We start from the raw sequence: 23875 nt of genomic DNA, 5'->3' as shown, positions 1-23875 counted from the left end.
TGTGCAGGGTTGTGCCTTCCATCAGTGCCTGGAGAACTGCTACTGTCGATCCCATTCCGCCCACAGTGTCAACATTCAACCGATAAGTTGCGTGGGTACTCTCCCAATTGAAGCTCTCTCCCGAAACTGTGCAGAGGAAAGTGGTATAGGAGGGCTATGAGCATTAATACCTACGTCTGTATTGATTCATCTGTGCCTCCTGACATAAGAGATTGCCTGCGTCATGACAAATGATGCAAGCAACAGAGGGGGCTTCCCGGCTAGTTTGTCTTGCGTAGCGCCTGGCCCCATTGGCCGGGTGCTTGTATTTGGGGTTCATCACCTCCTGCAACGATAGTAATGTCTGCCGTTCCTGTGCTCGACACTCTCTCGGTTAGCGTTTGATGCTGGACTCCTTGCGGCGTAGGTATCACTAATTCAGCAGGGCGGGGCCTCTTCTCGTCCGTCCTCCTCAATCGTACGAATTGTTGCCGCAACGTGTGCGAGAAGGTCTCGGCTGCGCTCTGGGGCACCGCTTAGCTAAACTCAAAGGCTGACAAAAAACGTCTGCGAGAAACGGCATCTACCGCTTGCCCGCAGAGCCAGCTACCAGACACGCAAGCAACGACGAGGGGAGCCACCTCACATGGCATCCAACTCCATAGTCATACGCGGGGCCCGCGAGCACAACCTGCAGAACGTCGACGTGCGCATCCCGCGCGACAAGCTCACGGTTATCACGGGCCTTTCCGGCTCGGGCAAGTCGAGCCTCGCCTTCGACACCATCTACGCCGAGGGCCAACGTCGCTACGTCGAGAGCCTCTCGAGCTACGCTCGCCAGTTCCTGGGCCAGATGGACAAGCCCGACCTTGACTCTATCGACGGCCTCTCGCCGGCGGTCTCCATCGACCAGAAGACAACGTCGAGAAACCCGCGCTCCACGGTGGGCACCGTCACCGAGATCTATGACTACCTGCGCCTTCTCTTTGCGCGCGTGGGCGTGCCCCACTGCCCGGAGTGCGGTCGCGTGATCGAGCGCCAGACAACCGACCAGGTTGCCGACAAGGTTCTGGCACAGGGACAGGGTCGCCGCGCGCTGGTGCTTGCGCCTGTGGTCCTCGGTCGCAAGGGCGAGTACACCAAGCTCTTCGAGGACCTGCGCCGCGAGGGCTTTAGCCGCGTGCGCATCGACGGCGAGGTGCGCGAGCTCGACGGCGAGGTCCGTCTTGAGAAGAAGCTCAAGCACACGGTCGAGGTCGTGGTGGATCGCATCGTGATTCGCGAGAACTCGCTCAACCGCATTGTTGAGGCCATCGAGCAGGCGACCAAGCTGGCTGCCGGCAAGGTTGGCGTCTACCTCCTGCCCGACCGTGACGACCCCGAGGCCATGCCCGGTGAGCTGCTGCAGTACTCGCTGGCCCTGGCCTGCCCCATCCACGGGCACTCGATTGATGACCTGCAGCCGCGCGACTTCTCGTTCAACGCTCCCTACGGCGCCTGCCCCGACTGCGACGGCCTAGGGTTCCGCAAGGTCGTGGACGCCGAGGCTCTGATCGACGACCCCTCGCTCTCCGTTGCCGAGGGCGTCTTTGGGTCGATCTTCGGGCACTCCAACTACTACCCGCAGATTCTCTCCGCCGTCTGCGCGCACCTTGGCGCCTCGGACCAAACGCCCTGGAAGGACTTGCCAAAGAAGGTGCAGAAGGCGCTTCTTGACGGTCTGGGCACCACCAAGATCCGCGTGGACTACCGCACCCGCGACGGCCGCAACACGCACTGGTTCACCACGTACTCCGGCGTGCGCAAGATTCTCTTTGACAAGTACCAGGAGACCACCTCGGAGACCATGAAGACGCACCTCGAGCGCTTTATCCACGAGGTGCCCTGCCCCACGTGCCACGGAGCGCGCCTGAAGCCCGAAATCCTGGCCGTTACGGTGGGCGACAAGAACATCAACGAGGTCTGCGACCTCTCGTGCCGTGACTGCCTGGCGTTCTTCGAGGCACTCGAGATTCCCGAGCGCCAGCAGGCAATCGCCGGCCCCATCGTGAAGGAGGTCAAGGCGCGCCTGCGCTTCATGGTGAACGTGGGCCTCGACTACCTTACGCTCAGCCGTGCCGCGGCGACACTCTCAGGCGGAGAAGCGCAACGCATCCGCCTTGCCACCCAAATCGGCGCCGGTCTCATGGGTGTCCTCTACATCCTGGACGAGCCGTCGATTGGCCTTCACCAGCGCGACAACGACCGCCTCATCGCAACGCTCAAGAGCCTCCGTGACATGGGCAACACCGTGATCGTGGTCGAGCACGACGAGGACACCATCCTCGCGGCGGATTACGTAATCGATATGGGTCCCGGCGCGGGCGAGCTGGGCGGACACGTGGTGGCTGCCGGAACGCCGCAGCAGATTGAGGCGAGTCCCGATTCCCTTACCGGCGCATACCTCACCGGGCGACGCCAGATTCGCCTTCCGGAGGAGCGTCGCAAGCCCGGACGCGGTGCGATCAAGATCACAGGTGCCAGCGCGAACAATCTCAAGAACGTAACCGCCAAGGTCGAGCTGGGCACGCTCACCGTGGTCACAGGCGTCTCGGGCTCGGGCAAGAGCTCACTCGTCACCGACACGCTGGCACCGGCGCTCACCAATGCGGTTCATCGCTCCAAGCGGCCGGTTGGCCCGTACAAGAAGCTCGAGGGCGTAGAGCTCGTCGACAAGGTCATCGACATCGACCAGAGCCCCATCGGCCGCACCCCGCGCTCCAACCCCGCAACCTACATCGGTCTCTGGGACGACCTGCGCGCGCTTTTCGCCTCCACGCCCGAGAGCCGTGCGCGCGGCTACAGCCCCGGTCGCTTCTCGTTCAACGTGCCCGGCGGCCGTTGCGAGGCGTGCAAGGGCGACGGACAGATCAAGATCGAAATGAACTTCCTGCCCGACGTCTATGTGCCCTGCGAGGTCTGTCACGGCAAGCGCTACAACAGAGAGACGCTCGAGGTCACCTACCACGGCAAGTCAATCTCGGACGTGCTGGACATGACGGTGAACGAGGCCCTGGCCTTCTTCACCAACATCCCGCGCATTAAGAACAAGCTGCAGACCCTGCACGATGTTGGCCTGGGTTACATCCACCTGGGTCAGAGTGCCACCACGCTCTCCGGCGGGGAGGCTCAGCGGGTGAAGCTGGCCAAGGAGCTCCACCGTCAGCAGACGGGCAAGACCTTCTACATCCTCGACGAGCCTACGACGGGCCTACACTTCGAGGACGTCCGCCAGCTCATCGACGTGCTCGAGCGCCTGGTGGACGCCGGCAACACCGTCCTTGTCATCGAGCACAACCTCGACGTGATCAAGATGGCCGACCGCGTGCTCGATCTTGGTCCCGAGGGCGGAGACGGCGGCGGCACGGTGGTGGCGTACGGCACGCCCGAGGAGGTTGCCAAGGTCCCCGAGAGCTATACCGGCCGCTACCTTGCCCGCATTCTTGAGCGCGACCGGGCGCGACTTGCTGCCGAGGAGGCCTAAGACATGGCGAAGCGTGAGAAGTTCCAGAAGACCAACGCCATGCGCGAACTCGAGCGCGCGGGCATCTCGTTCACCTACCGCGAGGTGGAGGAGGACGACTTCACGCGCGGGCTGGGGCTCCGCATGGCGCTTGAGGCGGGCGTGGACCCCGACTCGTCGTTCAAGACGCTGGTAACGGTGGCTCCCTCTGGCTCGTACGTGGTGTGCTGCATTCCCGTGGGCGAGGAACTCGACTTCAAGAAGGCAGCAGCTGCGGCTGGCGAGAAGAGCCTCTCGATGCTTCCCACCAAGGAGCTCGAGGGTCTCACGGGCTACGTGCGCGGGGGCTGCTCGCCCGTGGGCATGAAGAAGCGTTTTCCCACGCTCATTGACGAGACGGCCCAGCTCTTCGACACGATTGGCATCTCGGGCGGCAGGCGTGGGCTCTCTCTGCGCCTTGCCCCCAATGACCTCGTTTCGTTCTGCGACGCCACCTACGCTGACATCTGCCGAGAGGAGACCAGGTGAGCGACAACCCCAGCAGGCACCCGAGGCACATGGCGTCGGCGCGCAAGGAGACAGAGACAGCCGAGCCAAAGGCGGTCGCAGTCGCCGGTGGCGCGGAGCCGAAGGCGGTCGCAGTCGCCGGTGGCGTCGAGCCGAAGGCGACAGAGTCCACCGAGAACCAGGTTGGTCGCAATGCCGCCCTCATGAGCTTCCTTGTGGTCGTCAGTCGCATCACGGGCTTCTTCCGCACCTGGGGTCAGAGCTTTGCGCTTGGCGCCGGCATGGTGGCAAGCTGCTACTCCGTGGCGAACAACCTCCCCAACCAGCTCTACGAGATCGTCGTGGGCGGCATGCTGGTTACGGCGTTCCTACCGGTCTACATGTCGGTCAAACAGCGCGAGGGCGAGAAGGGCGCCAGCCGCTACACCTCGAACCTCGTCTCCATCGTCACCCTGCTCATGGGCGCGGTGGCAATTCTCGGCTTCATCTTTGCCGCGCAGCTCGTGTGGACGCAGTCCTTCTCGGCGACAAGTGACTTCGACGCGGACTTCGCGACCTACCTCTTTAGGTTCTTCGTGGTGGAGGTTGTGCTCTACTCGCTCTCGTCGATCTTCTCGGGCGTGCTCAACGCCGAGAGGGACTACTTCTGGAGCAGCGCCAGCTCGATCTTCAACAACTTTGTCATCACGGCTTCGTTCCTGCTCTACGCGGCGTTGGCGAACGTGAGCCCCACGCTGGCAACCCTGATCCTGGCCATTGGCAATCCCGCCGGCGTGGCCGTGCAGGTCTTGGTCCAGATGCCGTCGCTGCGCAAGCACGGCATCCGCCTTACGTGGCACATCGACTGGCATGACCCCGCGCTCAAGGACACGCTCTCCATTGGCATTCCGTCGCTGGTGGTCATGATCACGTCGTTCGTGACCACGTCGGTGCAGCAGAGCACGTCGCTTTCCGTCTCGGTCTCCGGCGCGTCGGTCATCTACTATGCGCGGCTGTGGTACACGCTGCCCTACGCCATTCTCGCCGTTCCCATCACCACGGCTATGTTCACCGAGCTCTCCGACTTGTTTGCACATGACGACATCGACGGATTCAAGCGTGGCGTCACCTCGGGCATGAGCCAGATCCTCTTCTTTATGGTGCCGTTTGGCATGTACCTTGTTGCCTTCTCGATGCCGCTGGCGTCGCTTGTTGCGGCGGGCAAGTTCACTGCCGACCAGCTGAGCATGACAGCCGCCTACATCTGCGGCCTTGCCTGCGCGCTGCCGTTCTACGGCATTGGTATGTACTTCCAGAAGGTGACCTCGTCCATGCGCCAGATGCGCGTCTATGCGCTGGCAAACGTGGTGGGCGGCGCCGGTCAGGTTGCCGTGCTGCTGCTTCTTGACCCGGCGTGGTTTGGCGAGACGGGCTCCATGTTCGTGATTGCGCTGACGTCCTTTGTCTTCTTCATGCTGGTTGACATCGTGACCATCGCGAACCTGCGCGGGTCTCTGGGGCGCGTGGGCTTTGGCTCGGTGCTGCGGTCGTTCGTGAAGTCGGTACTTCTCGGGCTTGCGGGCGCCGCTGCGGGTCTCGCGATTCTCTGGGTGCTCACGGCTGTGCTTGGCAGCTGCGAGGGCCACACGTTTCTCGCGCTGCTGTACTGCGCGGTGGCCGGTATTCCCTCGGTGCTGGTGACGTACGGGCTTGCGGTGCTGCTCAAGGTGCCCGAGGCGCGATTCATCAAGTCCGTTCTCGCCCGCTTCACTCGCCGCCGCGGATGAGACAAAGGGACAGTCCCTTTGTCTCATCACAGCTCTCCTCATATGAATGGCGCGTTAACGCTCTGTGTGCCTGGCGTCTACGCGGCGCACGGCACTTTAGTATGCTAAAGTGACAGCGCACGAGACGAGAAACCGCACGAGACGAGACGCCACGCGAGGGGAGCACCCCGCGCATGAGAAGCGCGTGACGCCCGTCGCGCACGTAGCAATTTCCGTCGCGTCAGAGCGGTATGCTCTACGTACCAGTAGGGGAGAGGGGCAGGCGTGATAGCAGGCACACCAAGCGGGTTCCGTGACATCCTTCCTCAGGAGGCGCTCGCGCGCGAGCGCATCTCCGGCACCGTGCGCGAGGTCTTCTCGGCGCACGGGTACCTCCCGGTCGAGACGCCGCTCTTGGAGTCGCGTGACGCGCTCGAGCGAGCGGGTCGCATCAAGGGTTTGCCGTTCCAGCTCTTCGACGTGGACGGCAGCCTCCTCACCCTGCGTCCGGATCTCACGCTTCCCATCGCGCGCATGATCGCCACGCGCGTGAGCCCGGACCACCTGCCTGTGCGTCTTCGCTACGAGGCGCCGGTCGTGCGTGAGGAGTCCTCGCTCAAGGGCCAGCCACGCCAGTTCACCCAGCTGGGCGTGGAACTCGTGGGCGGTGACGGCGCTGCCGCCGAGCACGAGGTCGTTGGCCTGCTCGCCGAGACCCTTGGCGCGCTTGACGTGCCTGCGTGGCGCATCGTGCTGGGTTCGGTCACGCCGCTCAAGGCCCTGCTCGACGCCTGCGCACCCAGCGCGCGCTTCCGCGAAGAGGCGCTCGCCCTGGTGCACGACTCCGATTTCGTCTCGCTGGACGAGCTGGTCGAGAAGGCCGTTGCGGCAGGCGAGCTGGATGCCACCGCCGCACGCGCAATCCAACGCATCCCGCGCCTGGTGGGTGGCGCCGAGGTGGTCGCAGAGCTGGACGAGCTCCTGGAAGCCGCCGGCGTTGAGAAGGACGCCCGCGGCACCGCGGAGCTCTCACGCCTGGTGGGCTCGCTCTCCGAGCTCTTTGCCGACGGCCGTGCGTCCTTCGACTTCTCGATCATCAACTCGTTCGACTACTACACGGGCATCATCTTCAAAGGCTACGCCGAGGGCATCGCGGCGTCTTTGGCCTCGGGCGGCCGCTACGACGCGGTTCTCGCCAACCTCGGCCGGGAGGGCACTGCTGCCTGCGGCTTTGCTCTCTCGCTCGAGCGCCTGCAGGAGATCCTCGGCGAGCCGGGCGAGTCCGGCGTGGTCACCCCCGGCGTAAGACTTGCCGAGAGGCCCCTGCGCATTGCGGTCCCCAAGGGGTCGCTCCTCAAAGACGCCATCCGCGTGCTCGAGGCGGCGGGCCTTCCCGTTGAGGGCCTGCGCGATCCGGGTCGCCAGCTCACGGTACGCGAGGGAGACGTGGAGTACGTGATCGTGCGCGCCCAAGACGCGCCCGCCTTCGTGGGCCACGGCGGCTGCGACTGCGGCATCTGCGGTCGCGACTCGCTCGTCGAGGCAAACATGGACGTCCTGCAGCTGGTCGACCTCGGCTTTGGGGGCTGCCGCTTTGTGGTTGCCGAGCCACGCGCCAAGGCGGGACTTGCCGAGAGCAACTATGCCTGGCGCGGTACCGTGCGCGTGGCAACCAAGTACCCGCGCATAACCCAGTCCTACTACGACTCCATCGGCCAGCAGGTGGACATCGTGACCCTGCATGGCAACATCGAGCTTGGGCCCATTGTGGGCATGACCGACCGCATCGTGGACATTACGGCCACGGGCACCACGCTCCGCGAGAACGACCTCGTCGTTGTCGACGAGGTCATGGAGTGCACCGCCCGCTTCTTTGCGGGCCCGGCCGCATACCGCTGCGACAAGAGGATTCGCGACCTGGCGACACGTCTCGCCGAGGTCACGAGAGGGGAGTAGCTTTGAGAAGGATCACGCTTGCCGCCGGACAGGCGCTCACGCAGGCAGACCTCAACCGTTCGGGGGCGCTGCCCCGCGAGGTGATGGAGAGCGCTGCCGCCATTGTGGACGACGTGCGCGAGCGGGGAGACGCTGCCGTCCGCGAGTACTGTCAGCGCTTCGACGATGCCTGCCCGAGCGAGTTCCGCGTCCCGCAGGAGCTGGTAGATGCCGCCCCCGGCATGGTGGACGAGGAGTTCCTCTCGTCTCTGCGCCGCGCGTACCGCCAGATTCGCGAGTTCCACGAGCGCCAGCGCGAGAACTCCTGGTTCGAGACGCGCCCCGACGGTACCATCCTGGGCGTCAAGGTGACGCCGCTCGACTCCGTGGCTATCTACGTGCCTGGTGGCCGTGCCCAGTACCCCTCGACGGTGCTCATGGACGCCATTCCCGCAAAGGTCGCGGGCGTGCGCCGCGTGGTCATGGTGACGCCGCCCCAGCGCGACGGCACACTCTCGGCCTACACGCTGGCGGCTGCCTCCGTTGCGGGCGTCGACGAGGTCTTCGCCGTGGGCGGAGCCCAGGCCATCGGCGCCGTGGCATATGGCACCGAGTCCATTCCCCGCGTCGACAAGGTCGTGGGCCCCGGCAACGCCTACGTGGCTGCTGCCAAGCGGCACGTCTCGGGCGACGTGGGCATCGACATGATCGCCGGACCCTCCGAGGTCTGCGTGCTTGCAGACGCCTCCGCAGACCCGGTCGTTGTCGCGGCGGACCTCATGGCCCAGGCAGAGCACGATCCCATGGCCTCTTGCTACCTTGTGACCTGCGACGCGTCGCTCCCGGATCGCGTCCTTGCTGCCGTCGAGCGCCTGGTCTCGCAGAGTCCGCGCGAGAAGATCACCCGCGCCTCGCTCGACGACCGCGGCGTCGTGGTTGTCGCAGCGACGCTGGCAGACGCCGTCGAGGCCGTGAACGTGGTGGCGCCGGAGCACCTCGAGCTGCACTGCGAGGACGCCATGTCGCTCCTTGGCTCCGTGCGCAACGCGGGCGCGATCTTTGTGGGCGCGTGGAGCTCTGAGCCCCTGGGAGACTACGTTGCCGGCCCCGACCACACGCTTCCCACCGGTGGCACGGCGCGCTTCTCCAACCCGCTTGGTGTCTACGACTTCCAGAAGCACTCGAGCGTCATCTCCTACACGCCACAGGGGCTTCTCGCCGATGCGCCTGCCGTCCAGGCAATGGCCCAGGCCGAGGGGCTCTGGGCGCACGCTCTCTCTGCCGGCCTGCGAGTGAAGCTTGCCGAGCAAGGCGAGAAGGACTTCTCAGACGCCGCTGCCGCTTGCGAGGACGCCACCCGCACCGCGTGGCCGCGCACGCTCGACACGCCGGGCGTGCCCAAGCTTCCTGGCTACGAGGGGTAGGGGCGATGGAAGGAATCACACCCAAGGTCCGTGCACTCATGCGGCCGTCCGCGGCTGCGCTCGAGCCCTATGACCCGGCCTTCTCGCCCGTGGACGTGGTTCTCTCGGCAAACGAGAACAACTACGGCGTCCCTCCCGAGGTGGCGCCAGCGCTGGCAGAAGCAGTGACCAGCGCCGCGTGGAACCGCTACCCCGTGCCCCTTGCCGGCGAGCTCCGCGAACAGCTTGCCGCATGGCATGGCGTGGCGCCTGAGCAGGTCATTGTTGGCAACGGCGGCGACGAGCTTCTCTTCAACTTCTTCCTGGCGTTTGGCGGTGCGGGGCATGCCCTGGTGAGCTGCCCTCCCACCTTCTCGGTCTACGGCCTCTACGCCTCCATGGTCGAGACGCCCGTGGTCGAGGTGCCCCGCGAGAAGGACTTTGCCCCCAACGTAGACGCACTGGTCGATGCCGCGCGCACGGCAACGCTCGTGGTCGTGACCTCGCCCAACAACCCCACGGGCGACCTCTTCCCGCGTGAGGGGGTGCGCCGACTCTGCGAGGCATGCCCGGGCATCGTGCTGGTGGACGAGGCCTACATCGAGTTCGCAGACCCGGGCTCGACCGTCGAGGACCTGCTGGGCGAGTACCAGAACCTGGCCGTCCTGCACACGTTCTCCAAGGCATTTGCACTGGCGGGAGCCCGCGTGGGCTATGTGCTTGCGAGCGCGCCCGTGGTGGCGGCACTCGCCGCGGTGCGCCAGCCCTACTCGGTGAGCGTGCTCGACCAGGCGGCGGCCCTCGCCGCCGTCACGCATCGCGACGCGTTCCAGCCGGCCATCCAGGCCATACGCCTGGACCGCGCACGGCTCGTTGGCATGCTTGAGGAGCTTGCGCCGCTTGGCGTGCGCGTGTGGCCCAGCCAGGCCAACTTCCTCTGCGTCCGCGTGCCGCACGCCCACGAGGTGTGGCGTCGCCTGCGCGACGAGCACTCGATACTGGTGAGGGACTTCTCGTCCACGCCGGGCCTTGCGGACTGTCTGCGCATCACCGTGGGCAAGCCCGAGGAGAACGACCTTCTGGTGGCGGCCCTCAAGTCCATCCTTAAGGGGGAATGACCATGGCACGCGTGGCAAGCGTCTCTCGGCAGACGGCCGAGACCTCCATCGAGGTCACGGTGAATCTCGACGGCACCGGCACCTCGGACATCTCGACGGGCGTGGGGTTCTTCGACCATATGCTCACGGCCCTTTCGCGCCACTCGCTCGTGGACCTCACGGTTCACGTGAAGGGTGACATCTGGGTGGACGACCACCACACCGTCGAGGACACGGGCATCGTGCTGGGGCAGGCACTGTGCCAGGCGCTGGGCGACAAGCGCGGCATCCGTCGCTTTGGGGATGCCCTGGTCCCGCTCGACGAGGCCCTTATCATGGCGGCCGTCGACATCTCCGGCCGCGGCGAGCTCTACTGGGACGTACCCATTGGCCCCCAGAAGGTGGGGACCTTCGACACCGAGCTTGGTCACGAGTTCTTCTGCGGCCTGGCGCGCGATGCCGGCATGACCGTCCACCTGCGCGAGGTTGCTGGCGAGAATGCCCACCACATCCTCGAGGCCACGTTCAAGTCGTTTGCCCGTGCGCTCCGGGCCGCCGTTGAGCCGGATCCGCGCGTGGAGGGCATTCCGTCCACGAAGGGAGCGCTCTGATGGCATCCTCGAAGATCGTCGTTATCGACTACCACAAGGGCAACCTCCTCTCGGTACAGCACGGCCTTGCCGCCGTGGGAGGTGAGGCGGTCATTTCCGACGCGCCGGCAGACATCTCTTCGGCCTCCGGCCTGGTGCTTCCTGGCGTGGGAAGCTTCGAGAACGCCATGGAGTACGTGAATGCGTCCGGCCAGGGAGACGCCATTCTCGACGCGCTTGGCCGCGGCGTACCCTTCCTGGGCATTTGCCTGGGGCTTCAGCTCCTCTTTTCCCGTGGCGAGGAGCGCTCGGGCGAGCGGGGCCTCCCGCGCGAGAACGAGGAGCCCGTTGCCGCTGGCACGCCCGGAGACGACCGCTGGGTCGCCGGCCTTGGCTTCTTCTCCGGCTCGGTCACGCGCCTGCGTTCCGGACGGCTCAAGGTGCCTCACGTGGGATGGGACCAGGTCTATCCAACCGAGGTGGGCGAGAGAACCCAGCTCCTTCGCGGTGTGCCCTCGGGGGCGAACTTCTTCTTCACGCACTCCTATGCGCTGGCGGATGACGTTGACCCTGCGATTGTGGCGGCCCGCACGCACTACGCGCGCAGCTTTGGCTCCGCCGTTGCCAAGGGTCCCGTCTTTGGCGTGCAGTTCCATCCCGAGAAGTCCTCGGCAACGGGCCTTGTCATTCTCTCCAACTTCGTCGACATCGTGAGGGCTGGAGGCGTCCGATGATTCTCTTCCCCGCGATCGACCTCGTGGGCGGCCGTGTGGTGCGCCTCGCGAACGGCGACCGCTCGCGCATGGATGTCTACTCGGATGACCCCGCCTCCGTCGCGCGTGACTTTCTCGCCCGTGGCGCGAAGTGGGTCCATGTGGTGGACCTCTCCAGTGCCCTCGGTGAGGACGAAGTCGCGCGCGATGCAAACGCCCAGGCGATACGGGCGATCTGCCAGGTCGAGGGGCTCTCGGTCGACGCTGGCGGCGGCGTGCGCTCGATCGGGGCCATGCGGCGTCTGGCAGACCTTGGGGTGAAGCGCATCGCCATGGGCACTGCGCTCGTGCGTGATCCCTCGTTCGCCCGTCAGGCTGCTGCTGAGTTTGGCGACACCGCAGTCGCAGACGTTGCGGCGAAAGACGGCGTGGTCAAGGTGAACGGCTGGCGCGAGGGCGGCTCGCTTGCGGCGGACGACCTTGTTTCCAGCCTCGCAGAGATGGGCTTTCGACACCTTGTCTTCACTGACATCGCGCGTGACGGCATGCAGACGGGCGTCGATCCCGGGGCCTACCGCCACATTGCCGAGGTCGCGGGTTTTCCGGTGGTGGCCTCGGGCGGCATCGCCAGCGTGGAAGACGTCCGCGCGCTTGCGGCGCTTGGGCCACAGGTGGTCGAGGGCTGCATAACGGGGCGCGCGTTGTACGAGGGCGCGCTTTCGCTCGAGGACGCTCTCGCTGCGTGCGGGTAGGTGGTGGGGCGTGCCTTGCTTCTTGCGGGGCTCGGCGCTCGCGCTTTGCGCTTGCTCGCTTCGCGACTCGCCCCGCAAGAAGCAAGGCACGCCTCGGAATGGCTAGCTGACTGCGGCGCGCCCTCGCACAACGTCGCTAGGCTTCTGGTTTATTTGAAGGTCAGGCCCTGGTCCCAGGCTCCAGTCAGGGGATGACCGCTTGTACGTGTTGGGTTCGACTGCGGGCCGTCGTGCTTGTCGCGGCGCGAGTCGCGAAGCGAGCGAGCCGCCCCAAGGGCGGCGAGCGCCGAGCGCAGCGACAAGCACGACGGCCTCCGAAGGGAGTAACCATGCTGACAAAGAGGGTCATCCCCTGCCTGGATGTCAAGGACGGACGCGTCGTTAAGGGCGTCAACTTCGTTGACCTCCGCGACGCCGGAGACCCCGTGGAGCTTGCGGCCAAGTACGACCGCGAGGGTGCCGACGAGGTGGTCTTTCTCGACATCACCGCAACCTCGGACGATCGCTCGACCACGATTGACCTTGCTTCGCGCGCCGCAAGCCAGCTGCACATCCCCTACACCGTGGGCGGTGGCTTCCGCGATGTCGAGGGGTGCCGCGTGATGGTCTCGGCGGGCGCCGACAAGGTCTCTATCAACTCCGCTGCCGTGCGAGACCCCTCTCTCATCACACGCGCGGCCAGCGCCTTTGGAAGCCAGGCCGTGGTCGTTGCCATCGATGCCAAGCAGGTGGGGCCGGGCGACAAGTGGGAGGTCTACCTCGCGGGCGGTCGCATTCCCACGGGAATCGACGCCGTTCAGTGGGCCGAGGAGGCGGCGCGGCGTGGCGCCGGCGAGATCCTCCTCACCAGCATGGATCGCGATGGCACCAAAGACGGCTTCGACATTCCGCTCACCCGCGCCGTCGCACGTGCGGTGAGCATCCCCGTGATCGCCTCGGGTGGCGTGGGAACGCTCGAGCACTTTGCCGAGGGCATCATCGAGGGCGAGGCCGATGCCGTTCTCGCCGCGAGCGTCTTCCACTTTGGCACCTATTCGGTGCGTCAGGTGAAGGAGTACATGGCAAGCCAGGGCATCCCGGTGAGGCTCGACTTCTAGGCCAGCGCCCACAGCCATCATCAGAGAAGGAGCTAGAACTATGCTTGATGCGTCGTCCGTCTCGCCCGCCTATGCCGACGAGCCTACGCAGCGCTGCAATGACTTTCCCGCATGCGTGAGCTTTGACGCACGGGGCCTCGTGCCCGTGGTCGTGCAGCAGGAGGGGACGGGCGAGGTCCTCATGGTTGCCTGGGCAAACCGCGAGGCCCTTGACCTTACCCTCAAGACGCGCACCAGCTGGTTCTGGTCGCGTTCGCGCAAGGAGCTCTGGAACAAGGGCGCCACAAGCGGAAATGTGCAGCAGGTGCGTCGCGTGCTCGTCGACTGCGACGCAGACACCCTTGTCTACGTGGTGGACTCGCCTGGTCCTGCCTGCCACACGGGGCACAGGAGTTGCTTCTTCCGCGAGGTTCCCCTCGCGTGAGCGCCGTCAGCGCTACGTTGCCTGCACATTCTGCGGACACCCATGCCGTACACTAAACAAGTTGTCCGTACAGACCAAAGGAGAACAGATGGGCGTCAGAACCGCAAACGTGAAGGACGGCAACATAGGGGAGACCCTGGAGGGGCTCGCTGCTGTCATCCACCAGCGGGCAACCTCTGCTTCTCCGGAGGAATCCTACACCGCGCGTCTCCTCACGCCCGAGAAGGGCGACAAGCTCCTCTCCAAGCTCGCGGAGGAGTCCTCCGAGATTATCATGGCCTGCAAGGACAACGACCACGATCACATCCGCTACGAGATGGGCGACCTTCTCTACCACATGCTGGTTGTTGCCGAGAAGTACGGCATTACCCTCGACGAGCTGGCTGGCGAGCTCGACGCCCGCCGCAAGTAGGCAGAACCGGAGGTAATCCAAGCATGGCTCAGAGGCCCAACGTCGCAAGCACAGACGAGCTTGCAGAGAAGATCCAGCCGGTCATCCTGGGGGCAGACTACTCCTGCTATGCGTACGTCCGCGCCTTTTGGGAGGCCTACCACGTTCGCTCAATCATCTACGCAGGCTCGGACATCAAGTCCATCTCGCGCACTAAGTTCGCCGACTATCGCGTCGAGGAGGGCGTGGACTCCGAGGACGTCCTGGTGCCGCTGCTCAAGCGCGTGGGCGACCAGCTCTGCGTCGAGGGCCGCGTGCCGTTTCTCGTCACCTGCGGCGATTTCTACGCGCGCATCGTCTCAAAGCACAAGCCGGAGCTCGAGCGCTGGTTCTACACGCCGGTCGTGGACTTTGACGTCCTCGACTTTGTCACCCAGAAGCAGAACTTCTATGAGGTGTGCGAGCAGGTGGGCATGGCCTATCCCAAGACGCGCTTCCTCGACTGCTCGCTTAAGGGTGCTGTTCCCAATGACGAGGGCTTTACCTATCCGCTGGTAGCCAAGCCGTCGAACTCTGCCCACTACCACTATGCCGAGTTCGAGGGCAAGAAGAAGGTCTTTGTCATCCAGACGCCGGAGGAGCTGCGCCGGGTCTACTCGGCGCTTCAGGACTCCTGCTATAACGACAGCCTGATCGTGCAGGAGTTTGTCCCCGGCGGAGACTCCCACATGTATGCCCTCTACTGCTACGTCGACAAGGACTCCAACCCGGTCTTTACCGTTTGCTGCCACGTTGGCCTGGAGGACCACCACCCCAGCGCCATTGGCAACGCGGTGGCCATCGTGCCCGAGCCAAACGAGGAGATGACCGCCTCTGCCGCGCGCTTCCTCAAGAGGGTTGGCTACCACGGCATGTGTTGCTTCGACGCCAAGTACGACGCGCGCGACAGGAGCTACCGCTTCCTCGAGGTAAACGCGCGCCCCGGCCGCAGCTCGTGGCTCGTGCTGCTCTCCGGCATCAACTACGCCCGCATCCAGGCGGAGGATGCCATTCTCGGAATCGATCCCGCGCCGGTTGAGCCCAAGGGCGGCTGGGCCTACGTGGGCGTCCCCAAGGCCGTGATCGAGCGCTGCATGCCGGATGTCCCGGTCAAGCAGCGCGTGCTCGAGGCCTACGACAACCACACCGCGAGCTTTGCGCTTGACTGGCCGGGCGATTCTCTCGCACAGCGCTTCTGGGCGAAGGTCAACTTCGAGCACCAGGTCTCCAAGTTCAAGCGCTATCTCCCCGAGCCGGACCAGCCGTGACGGCTGGGCACCTTGCGGGAAGGCGTCGCACACGATGACAATCCGAGACCCAGGGGCACGCCCCGACTTCGATGATGCCCGCTCCCTGGAGGAGAGCCTGCCCGAGCTGCGCCGACAGGTGGACGACGCGCCCACCGACCCTGGCTGCTACCTCTGGAAGGACGCGCGTGGGCAGGTTGTGTACGTGGGCAAGGCAAAGAACCTGCGGGCCCGCCTGCGCCAGTACGTGACGCTGCAGGACGACCGCGACAAGATTCCCCTCATGATGCAGGTCGTGAGGTCGTTCGACTACGTCGTGGTTGGCTCCGAGCACGAGGCCCTTGTGCTCGAGCGCAACCTCATTGCCCAGTACCACCCGTACTTCAACGTCGACTTCAAGGACGACAAAAGCTACCCCTACATCGCCATCACCGAGTCGGACGTCTTCCCGGCCATCAAGTACACCCGTGAGCACCACCGCAAGGGCACGCGCTACTTTGGCCCCTACACCGACGCCCACGCCGCGCGCGACACCATCGACACGCTGCGCAAGGTGGTGCCCATCTGCATTGCCACGTGCGTTGAGTGGAAGCGCTGCCGTCGCGAGCTGGAGCGCCGCCCGGATGAGGCGGCCGTCGCCAACCTTGCGCTCGCCCGCGCGGGGCGCCCTTGTTTCGACTACCACATGGGCAAGGGTCCGGGCGTCTGCGTGGGCGCCATCGACACGGTCGAGTACGCCAAGCACGTGCGCCAGGTAGAGGACTTTCTCGCCGGGCGACGCTCGCACGTGGTCTCGGCCGTGGAAGAGCAGATGCGCGAGGCGGCGGCGGACCTCGACTTCGAGCGCGCCGGCCGCCTGAAGGCGCGCCTCGAGGGGCTGAACGCCCTCGACGACCGCCAGCAGGTCATGTTCTCCTCTGACGTCTCGCTCGATCTCATCGGCTTCTACCGCGAGGAGACCATCAGCGCCGCCTGCGTCTTCGTGGTGCGCGAGGGCCGCACGGTGCGCACGGTCGAGTTCATCCTCGACAAGGGTGCCGACGTGGGGGAGGTCGAGCTCCAGGGAGGCTTCCTCAAGCGCTACTACGACGAGACGGCCGACATTCCCTCCGAGGTCGACGTTGATGTTGACCTGCCGGATGCCGCGCTTCTCTCCGACTGGCTTGCCGAGAAGCGCGGGCGCGTCTGCCGCATCCATCACCCCCAGCGGGGCGAGAAGCGCCATCTCCTGGACATGGCGGCCGCCAACGCCCGCCACGCGCTCATGCGCTACATGGTGCGCACGGGCTATGCAGATGACCGCACAAACCAGGCGCTCCTGCAGCTTGAGAGCGCACTTGCGCTCGACGCGCCCCCCATGCGCATAGAGTGCTTCGACATCTCGACGCTCCATGGCCACTTCACGGTGGCGTCGATGGTCGTCTTCACCAATGGCCGCCCGGACAAGTCCCAGTACCGGCGCTTCAAGATCCAGACGCCGCTCACCGAGGCAAACGACTTCGTGAGCATGTCCGAGGTTCTCGCCCGCCGCTACGCGCCCGCGCGCATGGCGGACGAGCGCTTTGGCTCGCGTCCGGACCTCCTTGTGGTCGATGGCGGAAAGCCCCAGCTCACGGCTGCCATGGAGCAGCTCTCCTCGCTGGGTCTGGACATCCCGGTGTGCGGCCTTGCCAAGTCGGACGAGGAGGTCTTTGTCCCCTGGGACGAGACGCCCGTGGTGCTGCCCTCTGGCTCGGCATCGCTCTACCTCATCAAACAGGTGCGCGACGAGTCGCACCGCTTTGCCATCACCTTCCACCGCGAGCTGCGCGACAAGGCCATGACCGTCTCGGTGCTCGACGACGTTCCCGGCGTGGGCCCCAAGCGCAAGCGGGCAATCATGCGCCGCTTTGGTTCGCTCAAGCGCCTGCGCGCCGCGAGCGTGGAGGACATTGCCCAGGTACCGGGCGTGCCGTCCGAGGTGGCGCAGGCGGTCTACGACGCGCTGCGTGCCTGGGACGAGGAGGCCCAGACGGTTGCGGAGAAGGCGCGTTAGTCAGGGATCGCAAACATTCCGGAGATGTAGCTAAAGTTTCCGTCGATGTGGCTCACCTCAGAGCGACCGAGCGGAGACAGATTGTCTGTCAGGTCAAACGAGAGGAGCTCGCGATCGGCGCCCACAACGTAGAGCGTGTCGCCAGAGATGCAGCTCTGCATGGCGGTGCAGGTAAGGTTGTGCTCTTCCGAGAGCGGTTCCCACGTTGCGGGGTCGTAGAGCGCGGCTGTGGTCGGGCTCTCGCTATGAATGTCTCCAAAGAGGAGGAGCACGTAGCCATTCCAGGTGAGGGCATCAAGCACGGCCGTATCGAATTCCTTCGATTCGAGCACGCCCGTGTCGGTGTGGTAGATGCCGAGCTGCGTCGATGGGACTTGCCCCGAGGTATCTTCCCAATTCGCAAAGAAGAGCAGGTCGCCTGCGGCAACGGGCCGATAACGACCGGATCCAAGCTTAGTCGTGGTTACGGTGTCCATCAGATTGAGGTCTCGGCCGTAGATGCTGATCCACGATGTGGACTCGTCTGGCGCATCAGGCGAGAGGGGACTTCCCGTTGAGAAGGCATACAGCTTCCCGCCGTAAAGGCAGAGGGATTCGATGTAGGTGTCTGTCTCCTCAATGTCAGTGACATCGCCCGTTTGCCGGTCAATGCGGCATATGTGCGAGACGTTGTTGAGGTTGCTGCAGGTAAAGATATAGTCATCGTCTGCGCAGACTCCATAGAGGTTTATCTGATCGACGCCGTAGCGGGTCACGGAAAGGTCATCCAGGTCCACGCCGAGCACCGTCTTCTCGTCGCGCTTGGTTGTGTAGCCTTGAGGGATAACATAAAGCGTGCCGTCATAGACGGGGGAGAGGTTCCAGTCACATCCGAGCGTGGCATAGTCAAGCGGCAGGTCGCCGAGTTCGTTGAGCTCGCTGTCATAGAGAATGATTCGGCTACGCGCCTGGAACTGCCGTGTCTCAATCACGCCAAAGGACGCCTGTCCCGTGGGGGCAGGGGAGACGTTTCTTCTGGCAAGCCAAACGATGAAGAACGCCGTGGCAGTGCATGCGAGAAATGCAACCAGCAGTGCGGCACGCTTTTTCATCTGCGTCTCCAGTCAGGGGTGAAGGAGGCGCACCCCATGGAATAAACGGGGTGCACCGTGAAGCCAGACTATACTTGAGAGTAAATTGTCGACGTATGCGAAGACATAACAAGTTCTGTCGGGTAGACCGCATTACCCCAGGCAGGTGTGTCGAGGTCAATTCCATAGAGGTCTTTGTAGGCAGCCCACACAAGCTGAGAACAATAAAAAGAGCTACGCGTATCCCTATCGAAGAAATTGTAGTTGTATGGCTTTCCAATCTGCGAATAACACCAGTTGGCCGCTGCTGCATCTTGTGTCGTGGTCGTCTCGTTCACGTTTAGACCGTATACGACCCCCTTCGAGGATGCCCAGTTATTTGACCCAAGAACGACTCCTTGGTCTGTGGACTCTACAACTCTTGAGGAAGAGTAGACGATAGCTGCATGTCCAGAAGGAATCCACTTAAACTTGTCCCCGGTGACAAGGATCACTCCCTTGCGAGTGGGGTAGGTTCCCAAGCGCCTCATTGGTCCCTTATCGGACATTATCGGCATACGTGCAGCCTCTTCCCAATAGGGCGCGAACTCCTCTTCAGAGGGGACATCTCTCGCGGGTGGCTCTGATGCAACTGCAGGGGTGTGAAAACTACTGATAGCTAGAAGAACAACGAGGATTGGTAAAACGGCAATCATCTTCTTGTACATCTAAAACTCCTCTTGGATAAGGAATGTTCTCACCGTATCGATCCGAGATACTTCTGAGACGCTTTAGTCGACAGAGGTGCTTGTACCGTTCCATCTATCTCTTCCTCTCGCCTCCGTGTTTGATATGGGACTGACTAGGAAGATGATTTCAGGATTAGGGGTTCGCGTCTGTCGTCCAAGAGGATGGGATTCGTAAATTCGTGTCAACTCAAGAGCGAGGTTATTATCTTGTGCAATTCAGCTGCGCTGTGAATGCCAAGGGCGACATAAATGCGACTCCGGTATGACTTAACAGTTCCTCGTGCTATATGAAGCTGATCACAGATTTCACTCTCGCTGTCACCCCGGGCGATGAGGAGGGCAATTTGTGCTTGGAGCTCGTTGAGCCCGCAACTGCGGAGGTGCTTGAGCACCACGTCCGCGTCCTTCGGAGAGTTTCCGGCGGGGGATGTTGTTGGGGAGATTTTTCCAAATACCATGGCCCCGGCAACAAGAAGAAGTGCACACAGCATGTATGACACGTCGGGATGAGATGTGAGTAGGGAGTCAATGGGTCTCTGAAGAAGGAAACAGAATCCCACGAGAGCCGCGAGTTCGCGGGAGCGACAAAATAGTCCCTGTATGCCTGTTTGCAGGAGATGCCTGGTGCGATGCGTCCACGAGATTTCAGCTCCGGGTAGAGCTACGTTCGTGCCAACGAGCAAAACGGTTGCGAAAAGAACCAACAGTGAAAGGATGCGAAAGAGCCACAGAAGTGGCCAAGACGCCACAAGAAGCGCTGCGGAGAGTGTCGTTCCGGTAGCCGCGAAGAGGCTTTTTTCCCATGAGGGGGAAACGCCAAGCCGTTGTCGAAGGGCTTCCTCTCCTCCCGAATCTGGATGGCAGAGAAAACCGACGAGCGCACCACAGATGAGAGCGAGTCCAAAGGCGTGTGCAGTCACAAGTTGACTGTCAGCATCGAAAGGACACAAGGTATATGCAAGGCAGAACCCCATACAGGTAAGGGTGCTCCAATGCTTATGCAAGAATGCAAATCTACGGTTGGCTGATGTTGAGTTTTCACTTGCGTTATCAGATTTGACGTCATTGCTCTGCTGTGCAGAAGAGATGAGAAGGCAGAGTTCTTGCTTGGAGCGTATTCCCAATTTCTCATATCCCCGAGAGCGATTGGTATTGACAGTTGACTCTGAGACGCCGAGTTCTTGTGCGATGATGCGGCGCGGCTTTCCAAGTGCGGTACTGATAAGAACCTCGGTCTCTCGACTACTGAGCGGACGGAGTGCATGGGAGGAGAGAAGCTGCTCGATTCGGGTGCTCTCACGGGCTATTTGCCTGGGATTTGTCGACTCTCCGGTGGTGGTTGTATGCCTGGGGGACGCATGACGGATAAGACATACAATTACGACGGTAACAGCAAAGAGGTGCGTCCCCGTTAGAACAAGAGCGAGATGTGGGTAATCCGATAGGGTGTCATAGAGTGAGGCCGAGAATACGAGTCCGGAGACAAGTGAGAAGAGCATCCGTTCGTCTGTTCCGGAAGATAGACGAGTGAGGAGTTGCGCTACGAGAGATGCCGTGGCACCGAGGCATGCCGAGAAGGCGGGAAACCATGGGCCGATTGCCGGAAACGAGAGACCCAGAACAAGCGGCACAGCAAAAGTAATTCCGAGAATTACTGCAGACTGGAGAACTGCGTTACCATTGGGTTCCGGATGCGCAAACTCAAGGGCGAGACAAATCCACCCAACAAGAGCGAATGCGGTAGCTACGACCTCGGCTGCAGCAAACTCTACGAGAGCGTTGGCTTCAACAAGCAATACCTCTAGCGCGAAGATGGGAATTGCGACTATGGCTCCTGCAATAGCCATGAACTGCCGACACTTCTCGGAAGAGACCTTGTCGGCAGCTCCGAGCGTGCGTCCGACGAGCAAGGCGGCGCAGGTGAGGCTGAGCGTGAGTAGTGGTTGGCGGGGAGGTAGCGCTGCAATCAATCCCGACCAGATGCACCAGATGGGCTTACCTCTTCGCGCAAGGATGGCATACGCTCTCATCATGTCTCCCTCATGGCTTGATGCTGAGAATAGGACAAAGCCTGCTCTACTGAGGCTGCGCTCCGGTAGGTGGTGGGCGAGAGCCCGATGAGACAGCGCGGGATATCACTCGGGCTCGCTGTGCCTGATGTGAGTATGCAAAAGCGTCCAGCTCCGAATCTCGCGAGCCAGTTGCTCTCAGCATCGGCTAGCCTTGTCTCTAGTCCAAAATGGCGCGACCATGGTGGCCGCGGAGAGGAGCATCAATGGCTGTCAATCCGCTCGTCCAGTCCCTCAAGGGCAAGCTCATCGTTAGCGTCCAGGCGTATCCCGGAGAACCCATGCGCCACCCCGAGACCATGGCCCAGATCGCCCGCGCCTGCGAGCTGGGTGGTGCCGCAGCCATCCGCTGCCAGGGCCTCTCGGACATCGCCGTCATCAAGGGCCGCGTCGAGGTTCCCGTCATCGGCCTCTGGAAGGAGGGCCACGACGGCGTCTACATCACGCCCACGCTGCGCCATGCCGTTGCCTGCGTGAACGCCGGTGCCGACGTGGTGGCCATCGACGCCACCGACCGTCCGCGCCCCGACGGCCGCACCTTCGAGGAGACCGTCCGCGACCTGCGCGCCCAGTGCGAGACCATCGTCATGGCCGACTGCATGACCATCGAGGACATCCGCCGCGGCGTCGCCTGCGGCTGCGACATCGTGTCCACCACGCTCTCGCACAACAAGGCCGCCATCGACACCACGCTGGACGACGGCCCCGACATCGCCCTTCTCGCCGAGGCCGCCAAGGAGTTCCCCGGCTTCCCCGTGATCTGCGAGGGCCATGTCCATACGCCGGCGGACGCGCGCGCGGCCATCGACGCGGGCGCGTGGGCCGTGGTCTCGGGCACCGCCATCACGCATCCTACGAGCATTACCAGCTGGTTCAAGGCCGCAATCGAGGCGTAGTCCAAGGGCCTTCGAAGTCCTGACCGTCCCTAGGAAGTACCAACTGCCCCCAGAGAGAGGAATCGTATGGCTGAGAACAACTGCTCCGAGCAGACTGCCCCGCTCGACGCGGCCGCTGCTGCAAAGGCGGCGTTTGGCGAGGTCGCCGGCGAGCCCTTCCCCAAGGACATCTACGCGGCACCCCAGCTCACCTGGGCTGTCATCGGCTGCGGCGTGATTGCCAACCAGATGGCCACATCGCTTGCCCTCTCTGGCCGCCACCTGCGCGGCGTCGCCAACCGCACGCGCGAGAAGGCCGAGGCCTTTGCAGAGCGCTACGGCGTGGAGCGCGTGTACGACTCCGTCGAGGAGCTCTACCAGGACCCCAGTGTGGATGCCATCTACATTACTACGCCGCACAACACGCACATCCGCTACCTGCGCGGCGCGCTCGCGGCGGGCAAGCATGTCCTCTGCGAGAAGTCCATCACGCTCAACTCCGAGGAACTCGACGAGGCCCGTGCGCTTGCACGCGAGAACAACGTGGTGCTCATGGATGCCACGACCATCCTCCACATGCCGCTCTACCAGGAGCTTCTCCGCCGCGCCAACGCGGGCGAGTTTGGCACCATGAACCTGGCGCAGCTCAACTTTGGCAGCTACAAGGAGTACGGCGACCTCACCAACCGCTTCTACAACCCCAAGCTCGCGGGCGGCGCGATGCTCGACATCGGCGTTTATGCGCTCTCGCTCATGAGGTTCTTCATGGCAAGCCAGCCCACGGAGGTCGTCTCTCTCGCCAACCTGGCTTCGACGGGCGTGGACCAGACCTCGGGCATCGTGTGCCGCAACAAGGAGGGGCAGATGGGCGTCCTCTCGCTCACGCTCCACTCCAAGCAGCCCAAGCGTGCGGTTTTGAGCTTTGACCGCTGCTACGTGGAGGTCATGGACTACCCCCGAGCCGATGCGGCGACCATTGTGTGGACGGAGGACGGCCGCCGCGAGGAGGTGCGGGCGGGACGCTCCGGCTATGCGCTCTGTTACGAGATTGCCGACCTCGAGCGTGCGGTTGCGGGCGACGCCTGTGCGGCGGGTCTTATCGACTATGCCGCCGATGTCATGCAGGTCATGACGCGCCTACGCCGCGAGTGGGGCGTCGTCTATCCCGAGGAGCGCGCGTAGGGGAGTGAGAAGCGCCGGTCCTTCTCGCCTCCTTGCCCCTTCTCGCACGTGTCTGCGGAAATGAGCCCTCCGGCGAGAAAATGACGCCAGAGCGAAGGTTCCCATCACCCGCACCTGCGGAATGCACCCTCCGGCGAGAAAATGACGCCAGAGCGAGGGTCTCGTACAGAATTCCGTCTGAACCTCACCCTCCGGCGAGAATTTCTCGCCGGAGGGGCTCGTTCGTACGAAGTAGCTGCGATAACGCCCCCTCCGGCGTCAATTCTTCGCCGGAGGGGGCTTTTCGTCCCCGACCCCTGCGCAAACGGGCCTTCCGGTGCCCCCTCCCCGAGGGCCCCCGAGAAAACGCACCTTCCAGAGTCTCGTTCCTCAGAGTTCATTGCGCATTCTTCTCGTCACAAGCACGTTTGCCAAGTTGATGGTCGCCACACCCCAACGGCTCGGCAACAACACCTGTGGTCCCATGGGCCTTGTTACCGAGCCGTCGCGACGCCC

The 23875-nt window shown here is 63.5% G+C and carries 19 protein-coding genes; 16 read left to right on the top strand and 3 right to left on the bottom strand.

Annotation, left to right across the window (positions count from 1 at the left end):
• Nucleotides 1–625: 625 nt before the first annotated feature.
• The 14 genes from uvrA to uvrC all read left to right on the top strand — a co-directional run bounded on the left by uvrA (nt 626) and on the right by uvrC (nt 17456).
• Complete coding sequence (gene uvrA / locus BMX94_RS08240) at nt 626–3502, top strand: excinuclease ABC subunit UvrA (protein ID WP_091005490.1); 2877 nt, start codon at nt 626–628, stop codon at nt 3500–3502.
• 3 nt (nt 3503–3505) lie between these two features.
• Nucleotides 3506–4009, top strand: a complete 504-nt coding sequence (ybaK, locus tag BMX94_RS08235) for a Cys-tRNA(Pro) deacylase (RefSeq protein ID WP_091005488.1) — start codon at nt 3506–3508, stop codon at nt 4007–4009.
• Nucleotides 4006–5754, top strand: coding sequence for a murein biosynthesis integral membrane protein MurJ (gene murJ, locus BMX94_RS08230; RefSeq protein ID WP_286160061.1), 1749 nt, complete (start codon nt 4006–4008; stop codon nt 5752–5754). Before ybaK ends, murJ begins: the two co-directional genes overlap by 4 nt.
• Before the next feature lie 264 nt (nt 5755–6018).
• Entirely contained in the window at nt 6019–7689 is a 1671-nt protein-coding gene (gene hisG, locus BMX94_RS08225) for an ATP phosphoribosyltransferase (RefSeq protein WP_177171386.1), read from the top strand.
• Nucleotides 7690–7691: 2 nt separating this feature from the next.
• The gene (gene hisD / locus BMX94_RS08220; RefSeq protein ID WP_177171385.1) at nt 7692–9092 is read left to right on the top strand and encodes a histidinol dehydrogenase; all 1401 of its coding nucleotides are present in this window, start codon (nt 7692–7694) and stop codon (nt 9090–9092) included.
• Nucleotides 9093–9097: 5 nt separating this feature from the next.
• Nucleotides 9098–10189: a histidinol-phosphate transaminase gene (hisC, locus tag BMX94_RS08215; protein ID WP_286160060.1), complete on the top strand. Its 1092-nt coding sequence runs from the start codon at nt 9098–9100 to the stop codon at nt 10187–10189.
• A 2-nt stretch (nt 10190–10191) separates the two neighbouring features.
• Nucleotides 10192–10779 (top strand): imidazoleglycerol-phosphate dehydratase HisB, encoded by a 588-nt coding sequence (gene hisB, locus BMX94_RS08210; protein WP_091005570.1) that lies wholly within the window; start codon nt 10192–10194, stop codon nt 10777–10779.
• A complete protein-coding gene (locus BMX94_RS08205) occupies nt 10779–11492 on the top strand; it encodes an imidazole glycerol phosphate synthase subunit HisH (protein ID WP_091005486.1) in 714 nt (237 codons plus the stop codon). The genes hisB and BMX94_RS08205 overlap by 1 nt, the downstream gene beginning before the upstream one ends.
• Entirely contained in the window at nt 11489–12223 is a 735-nt protein-coding gene (locus BMX94_RS08200; protein ID WP_091005484.1) for a 1-(5-phosphoribosyl)-5-[(5-phosphoribosylamino)methylideneamino]imidazole-4-carboxamide isomerase, read from the top strand. The genes BMX94_RS08205 and BMX94_RS08200 overlap by 4 nt, the downstream gene beginning before the upstream one ends.
• Before the next feature lie 329 nt (nt 12224–12552).
• A complete protein-coding gene (hisF, locus tag BMX94_RS08195) occupies nt 12553–13320 on the top strand; it encodes an imidazole glycerol phosphate synthase subunit HisF (RefSeq protein WP_091005481.1) in 768 nt (255 codons plus the stop codon).
• Nucleotides 13321–13360: 40 nt separating this feature from the next.
• On the top strand, nt 13361–13744 hold the full coding sequence (gene hisI, locus BMX94_RS08190; protein ID WP_091005479.1) for a phosphoribosyl-AMP cyclohydrolase: 384 nt from the start codon (nt 13361–13363) through the stop codon (nt 13742–13744).
• A gap of 88 nt (nt 13745–13832) precedes the next feature.
• Entirely contained in the window at nt 13833–14156 is a 324-nt protein-coding gene (hisE, locus tag BMX94_RS08185; protein ID WP_091005477.1) for a phosphoribosyl-ATP diphosphatase, read from the top strand.
• Between the two features lie 23 nt (nt 14157–14179).
• The gene (locus tag BMX94_RS08180; RefSeq protein ID WP_091005475.1) at nt 14180–15442 is read left to right on the top strand and encodes a carboxylate--amine ligase; all 1263 of its coding nucleotides are present in this window, start codon (nt 14180–14182) and stop codon (nt 15440–15442) included.
• Nucleotides 15443–15476: 34 nt separating this feature from the next.
• On the top strand, nt 15477–17456 hold the full coding sequence (uvrC, locus tag BMX94_RS08175) for an excinuclease ABC subunit UvrC (protein ID WP_091005472.1): 1980 nt from the start codon (nt 15477–15479) through the stop codon (nt 17454–17456).
• Here the strand turns inward: uvrC and BMX94_RS08170 are convergent.
• The 3 genes from BMX94_RS08170 to BMX94_RS08160 form a co-directional block, all read right to left on the bottom strand.
• On the bottom strand, nt 17453–18547 hold the full coding sequence (locus BMX94_RS08170) for a hypothetical protein (protein WP_091005470.1): 1095 nt from the start codon (nt 18545–18547) through the stop codon (nt 17453–17455). The genes uvrC and BMX94_RS08170 overlap by 4 nt on opposite strands.
• Nucleotides 18548–18615: 68 nt before the next feature.
• Complete coding sequence (locus tag BMX94_RS08165; protein WP_091005468.1) at nt 18616–19233, bottom strand: YiiX/YebB-like N1pC/P60 family cysteine hydrolase; 618 nt, start codon at nt 19231–19233, stop codon at nt 18616–18618.
• A gap of 203 nt (nt 19234–19436) precedes the next feature.
• The gene (locus tag BMX94_RS08160) at nt 19437–21101 is read right to left on the bottom strand and encodes a LuxR C-terminal-related transcriptional regulator (protein ID WP_177171384.1); all 1665 of its coding nucleotides are present in this window, start codon (nt 21099–21101) and stop codon (nt 19437–19439) included.
• Between the two features lie 428 nt (nt 21102–21529).
• On the opposite strand from BMX94_RS08160, the gene BMX94_RS08155 reads away from it, so the two are divergent.
• Nucleotides 21530–22219: an N-acetylmannosamine-6-phosphate 2-epimerase gene (locus BMX94_RS08155; protein ID WP_091005464.1), complete on the top strand. Its 690-nt coding sequence runs from the start codon at nt 21530–21532 to the stop codon at nt 22217–22219.
• A 66-nt stretch (nt 22220–22285) separates the two neighbouring features.
• The gene (locus BMX94_RS08150; protein ID WP_091005462.1) at nt 22286–23380 is read left to right on the top strand and encodes a Gfo/Idh/MocA family protein; all 1095 of its coding nucleotides are present in this window, start codon (nt 22286–22288) and stop codon (nt 23378–23380) included.
• Nucleotides 23381–23875: the final 495 nt, after the last annotated feature.

Source organism: Olsenella sp. KH3B4 (assembly GCA_900111695.1).
Lineage (GTDB): Bacteria > Actinomycetota > Coriobacteriia > Coriobacteriales > Atopobiaceae > Tractidigestivibacter.
Note: the sequence above shows the minus strand (reverse complement) of the source record. Positions and strands in the feature narration are given on the sequence as shown.

Coding starts and splice junctions, on each gene's coding strand:
- uvrA (WP_091005490.1), top strand. CDS start 626: ATGGCATCCAACTCCATAGTCATACGCGGGGCCCGCGAGCACAACCTG.
- ybaK (WP_091005488.1), top strand. CDS start 3,506: ATGGCGAAGCGTGAGAAGTTCCAGAAGACCAACGCCATGCGCGAACTC.
- hisC (WP_286160060.1), top strand. CDS start 9,098: ATGGAAGGAATCACACCCAAGGTCCGTGCACTCATGCGGCCGTCCGCG.
- hisB (WP_091005570.1), top strand. CDS start 10,192: ATGGCACGCGTGGCAAGCGTCTCTCGGCAGACGGCCGAGACCTCCATC.
- BMX94_RS08205 (WP_091005486.1), top strand. CDS start 10,779: ATGGCATCCTCGAAGATCGTCGTTATCGACTACCACAAGGGCAACCTC.
- BMX94_RS08200 (WP_091005484.1), top strand. CDS start 11,489: ATGATTCTCTTCCCCGCGATCGACCTCGTGGGCGGCCGTGTGGTGCGC.
- hisF (WP_091005481.1), top strand. CDS start 12,553: ATGCTGACAAAGAGGGTCATCCCCTGCCTGGATGTCAAGGACGGACGC.
- hisI (WP_091005479.1), top strand. CDS start 13,361: ATGCTTGATGCGTCGTCCGTCTCGCCCGCCTATGCCGACGAGCCTACG.
- hisE (WP_091005477.1), top strand. CDS start 13,833: ATGGGCGTCAGAACCGCAAACGTGAAGGACGGCAACATAGGGGAGACC.
- BMX94_RS08180 (WP_091005475.1), top strand. CDS start 14,180: ATGGCTCAGAGGCCCAACGTCGCAAGCACAGACGAGCTTGCAGAGAAG.
- uvrC (WP_091005472.1), top strand. CDS start 15,477: ATGACAATCCGAGACCCAGGGGCACGCCCCGACTTCGATGATGCCCGC.
- BMX94_RS08170 (WP_091005470.1), bottom strand. CDS start 18,547: ATGAAAAAGCGTGCCGCACTGCTGGTTGCATTTCTCGCATGCACTGCC.
- BMX94_RS08165 (WP_091005468.1), bottom strand. CDS start 19,233: ATGTACAAGAAGATGATTGCCGTTTTACCAATCCTCGTTGTTCTTCTA.
- BMX94_RS08160 (WP_177171384.1), bottom strand. CDS start 21,101: ATGGCTATTGCAGGAGCCATAGTCGCAATTCCCATCTTCGCGCTAGAG.
- BMX94_RS08155 (WP_091005464.1), top strand. CDS start 21,530: ATGGCTGTCAATCCGCTCGTCCAGTCCCTCAAGGGCAAGCTCATCGTT.
- BMX94_RS08150 (WP_091005462.1), top strand. CDS start 22,286: ATGGCTGAGAACAACTGCTCCGAGCAGACTGCCCCGCTCGACGCGGCC.